Raw genomic sequence first — 13540 nt, 5'->3', positions numbered from 1 at the left:
GTACAAAAAGGTATGCTTTTGCCCTTGAAAGTATATACTTATGGGGATAAAGCCTAGAATTTCTTTGTTTGCTTAAGGATATAGAACTTGGCTAAGTCGCCCGTGATGGGTTGCTTCTGCTGGTCCAGCATTTTCAGTTGGCCTTCCTCTACCTTATAATACGTGATGTCTCCCCCTTCTTGTTTCGTTGTCAAGACGTTACCGTCCAGCGTGTAAGTTCCTTTATCATTAAAAATACCGTCTTTCTCGTCAATATATTCGGAGCGGAGGGTAAAGGTCTTATCCTTGTTCAATGTCAAGGTCGTTTTAATACCCGGCGAGCTGGCGGCCGGTAATGTCCCTTCGTAAACACCCCAGTAATCCAAGGAGGTCTCTGCGTTGTGCATATCCGGTACTTGGGCGGTTTCTTGCTTGTTCTTGTCTGTTTGCGTGGCGTCTGCCTTTGGGTTGCCGCTACAGCTGAATAGAGCTGCGGCTACCGCTACTACTAATACATATTTTTTCATGTCATTCAATTGAATTATAAGTTCTCGTTATTTAAAACCAGTTTGTAGGTTGTTTTGTTGCGTACCGATATTCAAATAATAAGGATCGTGTCTGGGTTCCATCTGGCGAAAAAGCATTATCTTTGTGTTGTAAAACATAGATAACATTTTTATTCGTAAGATTATGTCATTACCAAACGATCCGATGATGTTATTCAGCTTCATCAATATGAAACTTCGTGACAATTATTCTTCCCTCGACGATTTATGCGAGGATTTGCAAGTGAACAAGAAATCCCTTCTTACAAAGCTTAAAGACGCTGGTTTTGAATACAGCCCGGAGCATAATAAGTTCTGGTGATCGGGAGTGATCCTAGCCCGGTAAACCTATGAGATTCGAACCATAAGTCAATGACTTACGTATCGTAATCCATTGACTTACGATGCGTAATCCAATGGATCGCATACCCCGGTCGACAAGGTTGTCTCCATCAAGTCTCACTCGATATAGTTCTTGACGATCTCTTTCCGGTCCGTATACTTCGGGTACTTGAAAGCCGGTATGCCGAGCGCCATGATCGCTTGTATCTTGCCGTCGATCTCTAGCGTCTTGGCGAGCGTATCTTTTCCTTCCTGCCGGATGGCGGTGAGCACAAAGCCCATATAGATCTGGCTTACCCCAAGCGATTGCGCCATCAAGGAGGCGTTTTGATAAGCGAGGTTAGCGTCCTCACTTCCGAATCGGTTGGACTTCGGTGTATGGATCAGTAGCAGGGCGGTGGCTTTCCGGAGAATCGGATCTTTACCCGCCTTGTGTTCCTCTTTCAACCGATTGAATACCGGTACGTATTTATAGACATCCTTCATAAACGGCTTGACCACACATTTCACGACGGGATTCAATAATAGCTTCGCCAAGGAGTCGAACACGCCTATCGTATAATCGCTCACCTGCCGTAGCTTTCGCGGATCGGTGACGACGGTAAACGAAAGGCTTTGGGAGTTTGTAGCCGTCGGCGCAGAATGAGCGGCCTCCACGATCTTGTCCAGCATCTCCTTGGGGACGGGCCTCGAGGTCAATGTCCGGTTGGAACGGCGTGACTTGATCAGCAACATCACCTGCTCCGGCGTAGGCATCTGGCTGTAATCGATCGTATGCGTTTTCTCCGGCGGGAATTCGCTGTGTAGCACGGAACCGGTCGGACATACGTCCACGCAATGCCCGCAAACGATGCAGCTTTCCACACGTACCAGCCCGATCGTCTCTCCGGCTCTTTCTTGCGTGAATATATCCGAAGGGCATACCCGTACGCATTTCCCGCATTTGATGCAACTCTCTTGGTCTATGTTTAGTGTCATCCTTTTCCTCCTTTTGATAAGTAAAATAAAAACTCCTGCAACCATCAAGATTACAGGAGTCTATATATAAACAATTATTTTATTGTTTAGTTGATTACTTCTTCATAGCTTCCTCGATAGCAACCGCTACAGCAACCGTAGCACCTACCATCGGGTTGTTACCCATACCCAAGAAGCCCATCATTTCTACGTGAGCAGGAACGGATGAAGAACCAGCGAACTGAGCGTCACCGTGCATACGGCCCATTGTGTCCGTCATACCATAAGAAGCAGGACCAGCGGCCATGTTGTCCGGGTGCAAAGTACGGCCCGTACCACCACCAGAAGCAACAGAGAAATACGGGTGACCGTTCTCCATACATTCTTTCTTATAAGTACCGGCTACCGGATGTTGGAAACGAGTCGGGTTCGTAGAGTTACCCGTGATGGATACGTCAACACCTTCCTTACGCATGATAGCCACACCCTCACGAACGTCGTCAGCGCCGTAGCACTTAACTTTCGCACGAAGACCGTTAGAATAAGCTTTCTCCTCGATAACGTTCACCTCACCTGTCATGTAGTCGAACTGAGTCTGTACATACGTGAAACCGTTGATACGAGAGATGATCTTAGCGGCATCCTTACCTAAACCGTTCAAGATAACACGCAAAGGCTCTTTACGAACCTTGTTTGCCATCTCGGCGATCTTGATAGCACCCTCAGCTGCGGCGAAAGACTCGTGGCCAGCCAAGAAAGCGAAACACTTAGTCTCCTCGCGAAGCAAACGAGCGGCCAAGTTACCGTGGCCGATACCCACCTTACGGTCATCCGCAACAGAACCAGCGATACAGAATGCCTGTAAACCGATACCGATAGCCTCGGCAGCCTCGGCAGCGTTCGTACAACCTTTCTTGATAGCGATAGCGGCACCTACTACGTAAGCCCAGCAAGCGTTCTCGAAACAGATCGGTTGAGTTTCCTTACACATTGTATAAGGGTCGATACCCTTAGCATCGCAGATAGCCTTTGCGTCTTCGATACCGTTGATACCATATTCGTTTAATACCGCGTTGATATGATCAATACGACGGTCATAACTTTCAAATAAAGCCATATTATTTTTTTACTTTTTAAAATTCTTATTTACTAGGAATAAAGATATCAGAAAGTTGAAAACCAATACACCGCCGCAACAAGCCACGTAAAACGCCAACCACGGTTTCTCCGGCTTCATCACGAAATACGTGATAAGCGTAGCTACAGCCGTGATAACGCTCAGCCCGATGAGGACACGTGTAAATGTTTTCTTATTCATTACGAGGATCGATATATTTTACAGCTTCTTTGAAACGACCGTAAGAGCCTTTCGCCTTTTCCAGTGCCTCGTTAGCGTCCATACCCTTCTTTACCATATCCATGAATTTGCCTAGGTGAACGAACTCATAACCGATTACTTCGTCATCAGCGTCCAAAGCCATGCGAGTGCAATATCCCTCAGCCATCTCAAGGTAACGAGTACCCTTAGCTAATGTACCATACATCGTACCCACTTGGCTACGTAAACCTTTACCAAGGTCTTCCAAGCCAGCGCCGATAGGCAGACCGTCCTCAGAGAAAGCGGACTGTGTACGACCGTAAACGATCTGCAAGAACAACTCGCGCATAGCGGTGTTGATAGCGTCACAAACAAGGTCTGTGTTCAATGCTTCCAAAAGAGTTTTACCCGGAAGGATCTCAGAAGCCATAGCCGCTGAGTGAGTCATACCGGAACAACCGATTGTCTCTACAAGAGCCTCTTGGATGATTCCTTCTTTAACGTTTAATGTCAGCTTACATCCACCTTGTTTCGGTGCGCACCAACCGATACCGTGAGTCAAACCAGAGATATCAGTGATCTGAGTTGCTCTAACCCACTTTCCTTCTTCAGGAATCGGAGCGCACTGGTGGTTAGCTCCCTTCTTTACAACACACATGTGTTGAACTTCATGTGAATAAATCATAATCGCTAATTTATTATATTAAAGTGTAATAAAACCTTATGCTAATTTTATAGTAATATCGCTTTCTCTAAAGATCGCACAAAGATAAATTTTTTAATCCAGCCATGCAAGAGGCGGGAAAGGTTTAAGGCTCGATGATATTAAAATAAGCGTCCGGAGCCTCAAAAGTGGAGAATAGCTCTTTTAGGCTTTCAAGTTTCCCGGTTACCGATAACTTATGGTTTTGCAGATTTGCCGCTATACTCTCCGGCTGCATGAGGCTTGCGTAGATGACTTGTTTGTCTCCTTCCAAAGTTACGGTAGGGGCCGGATGGAGCCGGCCGATGCGGTTCGATAAAGCGCCGTTCTTTAAGATCAAGGTGGCCTGTTCGTTTGTGTCGGTTAAGATAATATTTATTATTAAGTCTTTATCGGCCGCTTTTTCTCCATTTATTTGGATAGCGAGCAAATCGAATAGCATTTCGGGACTTAGGTTCTGGGACATACGTGCCCGGTTTGAGTTGGCCTTGCCTTTGCCAGCGATGCCTTCGGTCAGTTCCATAGCTCCGGTCAGGTAGAAATTACGCCACGGGCCGCTTTCCGCTTGGTAGCCCAATTGAGCGTACGTGTCCGCAAGTAATTGGCGGGCGGGTTTATGCTTTGGATTAGCGAAAACGAGATGGTTCAGCAAAGTAGCCGTCCAACGGTATTCTCCTTGATTGTATGCCTCTCGCGCCTTTTTCATTACCTCGTCCTCTCCTCCGATAGCCTCTACGTATTTTTTACCTTCTTCTACCGGCGGGAGTGGGTTCAGATGGGCGGGGATGCCGTCGAACCAGCCGAAATACATTTGATATTGGGCTTTTACGTTATGGCTAACGGTTCCATAATATCCCCGGTTGGCGAACTCGTTGGCGATAGAGCTTGGTAATTTAATCATCTCCGCTATTTCTCGAGGCGTATATCCTTGGTTGGCGAGGTGAAGTGTCTGATCGTGTAGGTAGCGATACAAATCCCGCTGCTTTTCCCAGTAAGCGACGATGTTCTTATTGTCCCAAGTCGGCCAATGGTGGGTAGAGAAGGATACCTCTACCTGATCGCCGCACTCCGTGATCGCCCGGTCGATATATTTGCTCCATAATTGGCCGTTCCGGACCTTCGCCCCTCGTAAGGTCAGCAGGTTGTGCAGGGTACGGTTGATTTCCTCGGCTACGCAGAAAGCTTTCATCTCAGGGAAGTACATCATGATTTCCGAGGGAGCCTCGGCGCCGGGTACGGACATGAATACGATCTCGACACCATCAATTCGTAAAGTCTCGCCCTCCTCGGATATCTCACGGGTAGGAGGGACCAAGCCCGTAGTTCCTGCCGCGGTAGTTTGTCCTAAACCAGTACCTATATTTCCTTTCTCATTTTTAGGTAGACTGCGGCCATACATATAGGTCGCTCTTCGCCCCATGGCTACACCCGCCATCAGGTTCTCGCTGACGGCATCTTCAAAGAAACCCTTGGGGCCAATGATCTCGATCGCTTCGGGCTTATTGGGGGCGTTCTCCAATATGGCGTCTATTCCCGCGAAATGGTCCACATGAGGATGCGTATAGATAACCGCCTTGACCGGAAGATCTTCTACATGTTTCTTCAGAAGATTATAACCTGCTAGGGCCGTCTCTTTCGAGAGCAATACATCTATGACGATCCAACCGTTATCACTACGGATAAACGTCATATTCGCGAGGTCGAATCCTCGTATCTGGTATATTTTACCGGGTAATACCTCAAATAAGCCGTGTATGCGGTTGAGTTGCCCTTGTCGCCAAAGACTAGGGTTGGCGGATGCCGGAGCCTCTTGACGCAGGAAATCCCAGACGGTTAATCCATACACCTCTTTTCCTGTCTCGTCGATAATGGAAGGTTCGTCTATCGTGGCGATAAAGCCACGGGTAGCGTCTTCAAAATCTTGTTTGTTATCAAATGGGAGTGATTTCACCATTTGTTCGTTAGCCTCTTTCGTAAACATTGAAGGTTCCGTGTTTTGCGCATATACGAACAAGTGACTGGTAGAGATAAATAAAAGTAAGAACTGTTTTCTAATCTTCATGTTTTTGTGGTTTAAGCGGTTCGCCGTTCAGTAAGATATCGTAGGTAATCGGGCCTATCTTTTTCATCATAAGTCCTACGCCACAGTATTTTTCCTGTGAAAGGCGAATCGCTTTCTCTATTTTGGCGGCGTCCCCGATGTTCCCGTCGATATGGTATGTAGCGTGGAATGCGGTATATACCATCGGGATCGTATCCGAAGTCTCTGCGGTTACGTCGATAGAGATTTTGTCGAAACGTACTCTCATTTTAAGGAAAAGGGAGATTACGTCCATTGCGCTGCATCCGGCCAAGGCGACCAGCATTAAAGCCTTGGGACGGGGGCCTTCATTATTACCCCCGTTCTCGGCTGTTGTGTCGATCGTAACCTTATGGCCGTCCAGCAAGGTCTCGAAAGTCGAGTCCTTCGTCCAGTTTAACGTGATTTGGGCGGACATATCGTGTTATTGTTATTATTATTTCAATATTTCTTGAAGTTTAGCGTCGATCTCCTCGCCATGTAGGTTCTTGGCGATGATCGTTCCGTCCTTATCCACCAATACGGTGTGAGGGATGCTGTTTACCCCGTATAGTTGAGCACCGGAGTTTTTCCAGCCTTGCAAGTCGGAGAGTTGGGGCCATGTGATATTTAGGTCCTTTACGCCTTTCGCCCATGCGTCAGCCTTGCTATCCAAGGAGATACCGACGATCTCGAAACCTTTGTTCTTGTATTTCTTGTAAGCGGCTACCAAATTGGGCATATCCCGGCGGCAAGGAGGACACCAGCTTGCCCAAAAGTCGATCAACACGATGTTCTTGCCATTGCCTACGAACTCGGATAGCTTGTGCGTCTTACCGTTCGGGTCGGCCATCTCGAAGTCCACGAACTTCTTGCCTACGGCTACGGTTTTCAGTACATCTAGGTGAGCCATGAGCTTATCGATGTTCGGAGCGGCCTTGAAAGCGGAGTCCGCCTTGGCGATAATCTCGTTCTGGGCCGCCTCGTCCAAGCTATAACGGAAATCGTATAATAACTTGGCGGCGGATTGCTTGGTCGTATTATTCAATATGTAAGTCTTGACGGCATCGGTTACCTTTTGGTCGATCTCGTCATATTTCTTCTCGGCGGCGCTTACGACTTCCTTATCCTCTGATTTCATGTCGGCGGAAAGCTTCTCCAGATCCGCACGCAAAGTCTTCATTTGTGCTTGCAGGGCTTTCAATCCGTCATTCTCCGGTGTTCCAGAAACGGCGGAAGCTGCCTCATCAAGAATAGCCTGTAATTTACCATTTTCCAATACGAATATGCTTGTGAAAGGGGCATTCTCGCCGGAAGCGGCACGTTTGGGTTCCACGACATCCTCGGCGAAGGCGAGTTTGCGTAGGGCAGGGGCATCCTGTGTTCCTTTGAACGTGAACGTACCGTTTTGCACCAATGCGCTATCCATTGGGGCGGCGTCTTGTACGCCATATTCATACAGGTAAACGTATTTTCCGTTTAGATCGGTGTTCGCTACGGTACCGTTGATCTCGTAACCCGGTTTTTCGCTGCATGCGGCTAGGAGCAGGGCTGATGCGGCAAGAATAAGATACTTTTTCATTTTGTATTCGTGTATTAAGTAATGTATATGAGATATAAACTTCGCAAATATACGAAGTCTTTTGTGATAATCGGGCGCAAACCGATGAATAGTTTGCACCCGATTTGGATATATATAGATGATGTTAAAAGGGGCGTATCTTATGGGTTGTATTTTGCGAATTGGAAATAACAAGATTGCAAATAAGGGAGTTGTGCGCATATTTGGTTGTGTGTTCCTCCTATCTGCCAAGTTCCTTGGAAATCGAATCCGGAATATAAAGTCTTTTCGCTTTCGTCTCCTTTACGGCTATCTGGCAGGGTTGCGGTTGCTGCGAAATCTTTTCCCGTATCCTTTACTAAATAGCTCGACTTCATGTTTTTATCGGTAAGATACCCGGCAAGGGCATTCCCATAGTCCACTTTTGCGGCGTTTATGACGAAGTGGCAATTTGCGTCTTTTCCCATATTTCCGACAATACCTCCTCTGTAATCTCTCCTTCCCCAGGATGTTGAGTGCTTTTGCCCTGTGACAGTTCCTTGGTTATAACAATCTGTTATGTTCCAATTGCCTGCTTTCGTATGTTCGATGCTACCGATAAGACCACCTATACCGCCATTTTCTTTTTCAGAGTCTCTGGAGAGATCTATATTTCCCCAGTTACAACAACAATTAACCCATGGAATACTACAGTTTGCGTATCCTAAAATTCCACCTGCGCCCCAATAGTCTTTACTTGCTGTGACATGTCCGTGATTTACGGAGTTATGGATCTGCACATTCATCGAAGAGTAGCCAACGATACCACCTATGGCATCGTTTTTATCCCATCTTCCTTTTTTACCGCTGATATCTCCGTAATTTGCAGAGTGATAAATTTTAACTACGCTTGTTCCCGAAATGTACCCAATAATACCACCTATTCTATAATTAGCGGTTAAATTTTTGAGATTTACGACTTTTCTCAATGTAATGTTTGAGGAACAGTCTGCATGTCCGATTATACCTCCTATACCATCTCCGACATCATTAATGGATGTATAATTCACCAAATTCTCGTAGTTGCACGCTTTGTTGTTGGATAAATATCCGATGATTCCACCCAACGAATAGGCTTCGCTATAACTTCCGTTGTTAAATACGCCACAATTGGCTGCGCAGTTGTAGACGGTTGTGTTATTTACGCTTCCGGCAATTCCACCGACGTATCGATTGCCACATAAAGAAGGAGTGACATAGAAGCCTTCTATACTTGAATTATCTACGCTTCCCGCTATACCACCTATGTATTGGGCACTAGAACTCTTGTCGTCAGAATTGATTTTACCTGCGAAGAATGGCGTATTGTCCTTATTGGTTATCACATCGGTATCGCTGAAGTTTGGCTTATAGTCTCCTTTGAGATTCGTTGATACAATTATTCCGGAGAAACCTCCTAATCCACTGTTTCCTCTAATAGACATTAAAGGGCTTAATTGTACTTTTTGTGTATTTACATTAATTGTTCCACCGTTTTCCAATGAACCGGCGAAACCTCCCGCATACTGATTGGCCTTTATGTTTGCGATGTTTAAATTTATTTTGGCGGAATTGTTAAATTCTATCTTTGTTTGTTGCGCTTGGCCTAAAACACCCCCCGCATATTTGCCAGAAGAAGTGATAGGGGATGTGATTGTGGATTCCCCGATTAATTTTAAAATGATATTACCTTGTTTTGCGGATGATAAACCGATTAGTCCTCCTATCTTACTTTCTCCTTTAATAGGTTGATCTCCTTGAGATCCCGTAGATTTGTTATAAGTGTCTATGCTTAGCGTGAAAGAACTCGTTGAAGATACATACAACTTCCCAATCAATCCTCCCACTTCATCGTGTCCATCAATAGGCAGATTAACCGTGATATTATTTAAAGAGGAAGAATTGGTCATATAGAATTCACCTATCAATCCTCCGGTACGATTATTTCCTGTGATGATTTTCATATTCGGATCATCGGTGGTGTGTGTCAATTTAATGTTATTGGCGGATATTGTACCATACAATTTACCGATTAAACCTCCTGTATTATCTTTTCCGGTTAATATGCCGAAGGGAGAGGATGTTGTTATATTATTGATATCCATTTGTACGCTTTCGGCCCATCCAACCAATCCTCCGACATAAGATCCGTTATCAACGAAGGTTACATAGAATTTAGTATCATTGATCGTGAGGTGGCCTTGTTTGTTGCCTGCTTTTTCCGCATAGCCAATCAGCCCTCCGATTTTATCTTTTCCCATATTAATCGTACCACGTACCTCCACGTTCTCTATACGTACCTCCCCTTGTGCTACTCCTGCAAGAAGACCGCATTTGGAGCCTGGACTTTGGATATTCGCACCCATAAGGGTAAGGTTACGGATGATGGCTCCGTCAAGGAGCGTGGAAAATAGGCCAACTGATTCTTCCGTGGAACTTCCAGTGAACGCCATACCCTGTATTTGTTTCGAGTTTCCATCGTATATGCCGGCAAAGGGGGCGCATTTATAACCATTTCCTTGGTAAAGACAGTCGGTGACAGGCGCTAAAATATCGGCTACCTGTTTAAAATATTGGTTTTTACCATGGCTACTGTCATACATAAGGAGCTGCTGTACCATATATGCGAAGTCCTCGGTGGACGTGATCAAATAGGGATGATCTACTGTGCCTTTTCCTTGCAATTGGTCATATTTATGTACAGTGGCAAGTACAGCGCTTACCATTTGCTCTTGGAACGTAAGGCGATAACCTTGAGGGTATAAATTTCCTTCCATTTCGCTCCGTATCCACATTATATAATCCCCGTCGGCGATTTCTTGATTGTTCGGGATATAGATTTCGCAAGTGAGATTTCCCGAAAGGAATCTTAAGTTTCCCTCGAAATCGAGAGTGCTATTGTCACTCAATGACGTGAGTTGTAGGTATATGATCCCGTCCTTATTGATGATTTCACTATTCTCTTGGGGCAAAGTAAAGGAGCTGACCGAATGGTCGCCGTTTTCTTTCAAGGAAGAACCGATGCTGTTTCTCCGCATATCGTCATCAGAACAACTTCCGGCCAGCGATAAGATGAACAGGTATAGAAGTAAGTGCCAGATAGGCTTATTAATCGTTTTCATATTTGCTTGTTTTTATAATTGGGGTTCTTTGTATTGCATCTCAGATTGATAAGGAACCGGGGTAGTAGCCCAGTCCTGTGTAGGGAATCTTCCAAAGTCTTTGGAAATCCCAGCTTTGGAATGTGGAAGTGGTCGATAATTGTGGCAGGGTTAAGCCGGTGGCGCCATGGATATTTCTATTTTCGATCGTATTTTCTAGGCAATAGTTATCTTCAAATCGGCTTAGTGCATTACCCGTATAGGCGAAATTTTTCCACTGGCTACCGATATTCAGGCATTTTTTTACGACAGCTTGCTTTTCCGGACTTCCTACCGTAGCTCCTCCTATTTTATTGCCATCGCTTCCGTTTAGGCAATCCGATATCAGGCAACCTTCATCAAGATGCCCGATGAGTCCTCCGTTGTAATCGCCGTACGGGCCTGTTTTCGCCCTAATGTTTCCGAAGCTGACACATTGGCTGATTACCACAGCATTTTCTTGGAAATCGTCCGCTATAGCTGTTATGGAGTTTGCGTATCCGACCACACTGACGACCACACCGGCCGCAGCGATTATCGTGCTGACACCACCTGTGGTAACGAATCCGGCGACAAAAGCGGCTGTGCTGGCTATAAAACATACCCCGTCTGCCAAGGTATGGATGATCTTTTCTGTTTTCTTGATATCCAGTATTTGATTATAGCGAAGATTTCTTTTGTAATTCATCGCGTCACGGAAATCCTCATGGTTTTTGCCGGTCTCATACCAAGCAATCACTTTTTTCCTGTATTCGTTCATGAATTGATCGATCATTCGCCCATATTGAAGATTGGGTGTGCTAAACTGAAGAGCTGATAATTTATTTCGCAGTATATTATCCATATCTGTTTCCAGTTTTTCCATCCCCTTGGTGACTAATCCACTAAGCGAAGTTGTGTAGTCCTTTCGTTGCATTGGACGGAAAAGGTCGGCCATTTCTTTTCCCAATGAATAGGCACTGATACTTTCCATTACTGCGTCGTATGACGTGATTAGATTGTTAAGGATTGTCGTTCCCGCATCAGCGATACCGACAACGGTATTAAAAACCGAAAGGCCAAGCTCGATAGTGGCGAATATGGCGGAGCGTTTCTCGGCCTCTGTCCATTCCCTTGAATCGCCGACTTCTCCGATTAATCCGGCGATATACCCATTTCCTTCTACATCTGCTAAGTTAGCGCAATAGTTCATGGATAGGCAACCTCCTGCGATACCGGCCATCCCTCCGATATATGTACTCCCCGAGATCTTGCCCATATTCACATTTAACGCCAATGATCCGCTTTGTATTTGTCCGCTCATGCCGCCACTGAACCGTGAGGCAGATACAGTTCCGAAATTGATCGTGTTGGTGATACTGGATAATGGGGTAGCCCCGATTATGCCACCGGCATAGTAGCCATCTGCTGTTACCTTTCCTTCATTGTAAGATTTGTAAGTTCCTAATTGTGCTTCACCGCATAGTCCGCCTACATTCTCTTTTCCGTTGACTCTGCCCTTATTAGAGCAATATCCTATAAATGTATTATTATATGTTGCCGGATTAAGAATGACTAAAGTACTTCCTATGATCCCTCCAACACCTCTCTGGCCATTTACGCTCCCCTCGTTCCGGCAGGTTATGATTGAGCTGATTCCGCTTCCGCCGACGATACCTCCGGTACCCATGAAACCAGATAATCGATCAGGTTTGTGTGAGTGTGTGCCGCCTTTTACCTGCGATTTGTTCGTGCAGAGATAGACGTATAAGGAATCAGCGTAGCCGACAATTCCTCCTGCGTTCATGTAATATGCCTCTACCTTGCCTTTTTCGTTACTGGAGTTGGTGATTTGTGTTGTCGAAAGTACGTTGGCCCCGCCAAGAATACCGCCTACGGCTATAGCTCCTTGTACGGTATTATCGTCTACTTTGCATGAATCGATCCATAATTTAGTGTTTGGATCTACGGAACCTACAATTCCACCGATTCCCATACCGTCCCCTTGACTTTGGATGGTCGATGATTTTACCGTGCATCCCTTGATAAAGGTTGGATCTTGTCCGCTTCCCGATGTGACGATCGCTCCAGCTATGGCGGATACGGCACAATAGCCGGTGATGTCTGCGTTTTGGATTGTCAGGTCCATGATGACAGCCTTGTTTACGTATCCGAACAAGCTGGCGGCAATCTTGTTTGGATCTTTGAGGGTCATGTTCTTTATCGAGTATCCGTTCCCGTAATAATATCCGGTAAATGGATAAGTCGCGGATTGCCCGATCTGGTACCAATTTCCCTCCCAGCCGCATTTGTCGTTATAGCCGGTCATGTCAATATTGTTTTGTTGGGAATAACAAGTGGAAGAGGACACATATCGGTTGGATATTCCGGTTCTGATCTTATTCAAGTCATCATTTGATCCGATCAGATAAGGATCATCGGGGGTACCGGCTCCGTAAAGTTTCATATTGGAGTTATAGGTGCTTTCTATCCGGATACCATCCGGGGTTATGTTTATCTGGCAACATAATCCGAATTGGCGTTTCAGTCCGTCGATTTCCGGACAATCCGATTTCACGGTATATTCCATATAGAGTAATTGGTATTTACCCTCTTTCAGTCCCTTTTCCATGATGAAATGGGATATTCCAGAAATCCGTTGGTGCTTAGCCTTTCGTTCGATAATACTTCCGTCTGGTACCTTGATATAGAAAGCTAGTTCTCCATACGTGAAGTCCTCGGTTTCATTTGAAAACTTGATTTGATCATGAACCCCTTCATACGTATCGTTTGTATTTGGGGGTAATTCCGGTGTTATTTTATCATCCGAACATCCGGCAAGGATGATAAAGAAAAAGTATAGGAAAAAATAATTTGTCTTCATAATATAAATTTGTTTCTAGAATTATCATGCCATCCATAATATTTTCTCGGTACTT

Annotated in this window: 11 protein-coding genes; 1 reads left to right on the top strand and 10 read right to left on the bottom strand. The window is 45.5% G+C overall.

Annotated elements, in window-relative coordinates; translation table 11 throughout:
* Window positions 1-53 precede the first annotated feature (53 nt).
* Window positions 54-506 carry a copper resistance protein NlpE gene (locus tag NBH16_RS00790; protein ID WP_008771778.1) on the bottom strand — a complete coding sequence of 151 codons (453 nt, stop codon included), beginning with the start codon at window positions 504-506 and terminating at the stop codon, window positions 54-56.
* A gap of 163 nt (window positions 507-669) precedes the next feature.
* On the opposite strand from NBH16_RS00790, the gene NBH16_RS00785 reads away from it, so the two are divergent.
* Window positions 670-846 carry a DUF4250 domain-containing protein gene (locus NBH16_RS00785; protein WP_005855899.1) on the top strand — a complete coding sequence of 59 codons (177 nt, stop codon included), beginning with the start codon at window positions 670-672 and terminating at the stop codon, window positions 844-846.
* Window positions 847-983: 137 nt separating this feature from the next.
* On the opposite strand, the gene NBH16_RS00780 is transcribed toward NBH16_RS00785, so the two are convergent.
* From NBH16_RS00780 to NBH16_RS00740, 9 genes are all read right to left on the bottom strand, one after another.
* Window positions 984-1844 (bottom strand): nitroreductase family protein, encoded by an 861-nt coding sequence (locus NBH16_RS00780; protein ID WP_250787955.1) that lies wholly within the window; start codon window positions 1842-1844, stop codon window positions 984-986.
* 94 nt (window positions 1845-1938) lie between these two features.
* Entirely contained in the window at window positions 1939-2940 is a 1002-nt protein-coding gene (locus NBH16_RS00775) for a GGGtGRT protein (RefSeq protein ID WP_005855903.1), read from the bottom strand.
* 9 nt (window positions 2941-2949) lie between these two features.
* Entirely contained in the window at window positions 2950-3141 is a 192-nt protein-coding gene (locus NBH16_RS00770) for a hypothetical protein (RefSeq protein WP_005855905.1), read from the bottom strand.
* On the bottom strand, window positions 3134-3826 hold the full coding sequence (locus NBH16_RS00765; RefSeq protein ID WP_057329343.1) for an iron-sulfur cluster assembly scaffold protein: 693 nt from the start codon (window positions 3824-3826) through the stop codon (window positions 3134-3136). The genes NBH16_RS00770 and NBH16_RS00765 overlap by 8 nt, the downstream gene beginning before the upstream one ends.
* Before the next feature lie 124 nt (window positions 3827-3950).
* Complete coding sequence (locus NBH16_RS00760; RefSeq protein WP_122297593.1) at window positions 3951-5906, bottom strand: alkyl/aryl-sulfatase; 1956 nt, start codon at window positions 5904-5906, stop codon at window positions 3951-3953.
* Window positions 5896-6342: an OsmC family protein gene (locus NBH16_RS00755; RefSeq protein WP_005855911.1), complete on the bottom strand. Its 447-nt coding sequence runs from the start codon at window positions 6340-6342 to the stop codon at window positions 5896-5898. Before NBH16_RS00755 ends, NBH16_RS00760 begins: the two co-directional genes overlap by 11 nt.
* Before the next feature lie 18 nt (window positions 6343-6360).
* Window positions 6361-7485 carry a TlpA disulfide reductase family protein gene (locus NBH16_RS00750; RefSeq protein WP_250787953.1) on the bottom strand — a complete coding sequence of 375 codons (1125 nt, stop codon included), beginning with the start codon at window positions 7483-7485 and terminating at the stop codon, window positions 6361-6363.
* A gap of 140 nt (window positions 7486-7625) precedes the next feature.
* Window positions 7626-10604 (bottom strand): M26 family metallopeptidase, encoded by a 2979-nt coding sequence (locus NBH16_RS00745; RefSeq protein ID WP_034530494.1) that lies wholly within the window; start codon window positions 10602-10604, stop codon window positions 7626-7628.
* Between the two features lie 40 nt (window positions 10605-10644).
* The gene (locus tag NBH16_RS00740; RefSeq protein ID WP_250787951.1) at window positions 10645-13485 is read right to left on the bottom strand and encodes a peptidase M26; all 2841 of its coding nucleotides are present in this window, start codon (window positions 13483-13485) and stop codon (window positions 10645-10647) included.
* Window positions 13486-13540: the final 55 nt, after the last annotated feature.

Source organism: Parabacteroides sp. Y3-G-102 (genome assembly GCF_023656845.1).
GTDB classification, from domain to species: domain Bacteria; phylum Bacteroidota; class Bacteroidia; order Bacteroidales; family Tannerellaceae; genus Parabacteroides; species Parabacteroides distasonis.
This window is presented reverse-complemented; position numbering and strand designations above follow the sequence as displayed.

Bases quoted from the DNA above. Each gene is read 5' to 3' on its own strand.
- NBH16_RS00775 (WP_005855903.1), bottom strand. From the start codon at position 2,940: ATGGCTTTATTTGAAAGTTATGACCGTCGTATTGATCATATCAACGCG.
- NBH16_RS00760 (WP_122297593.1), bottom strand. From the start codon at position 5,906: ATGAAGATTAGAAAACAGTTCTTACTTTTATTTATCTCTACCAGTCAC.
- NBH16_RS00740 (WP_250787951.1), bottom strand. From the start codon at position 13,485: ATGAAGACAAATTATTTTTTCCTATACTTTTTCTTTATCATCCTTGCC.
- NBH16_RS00765 (WP_057329343.1), bottom strand. From the start codon at position 3,826: ATGATTTATTCACATGAAGTTCAACACATGTGTGTTGTAAAGAAGGGA.
- NBH16_RS00745 (WP_034530494.1), bottom strand. From the start codon at position 10,604: ATGAAAACGATTAATAAGCCTATCTGGCACTTACTTCTATACCTGTTC.
- NBH16_RS00770 (WP_005855905.1), bottom strand. From the start codon at position 3,141: ATGAATAAGAAAACATTTACACGTGTCCTCATCGGGCTGAGCGTTATC.
- NBH16_RS00790 (WP_008771778.1), bottom strand. From the start codon at position 506: ATGAAAAAATATGTATTAGTAGTAGCGGTAGCCGCAGCTCTATTCAGC.
- NBH16_RS00780 (WP_250787955.1), bottom strand. From the start codon at position 1,844: ATGACACTAAACATAGACCAAGAGAGTTGCATCAAATGCGGGAAATGC.
- NBH16_RS00750 (WP_250787953.1), bottom strand. From the start codon at position 7,485: ATGAAAAAGTATCTTATTCTTGCCGCATCAGCCCTGCTCCTAGCCGCA.
- NBH16_RS00785 (WP_005855899.1), top strand. From the start codon at position 670: ATGTCATTACCAAACGATCCGATGATGTTATTCAGCTTCATCAATATG.
- NBH16_RS00755 (WP_005855911.1), bottom strand. From the start codon at position 6,342: ATGTCCGCCCAAATCACGTTAAACTGGACGAAGGACTCGACTTTCGAG.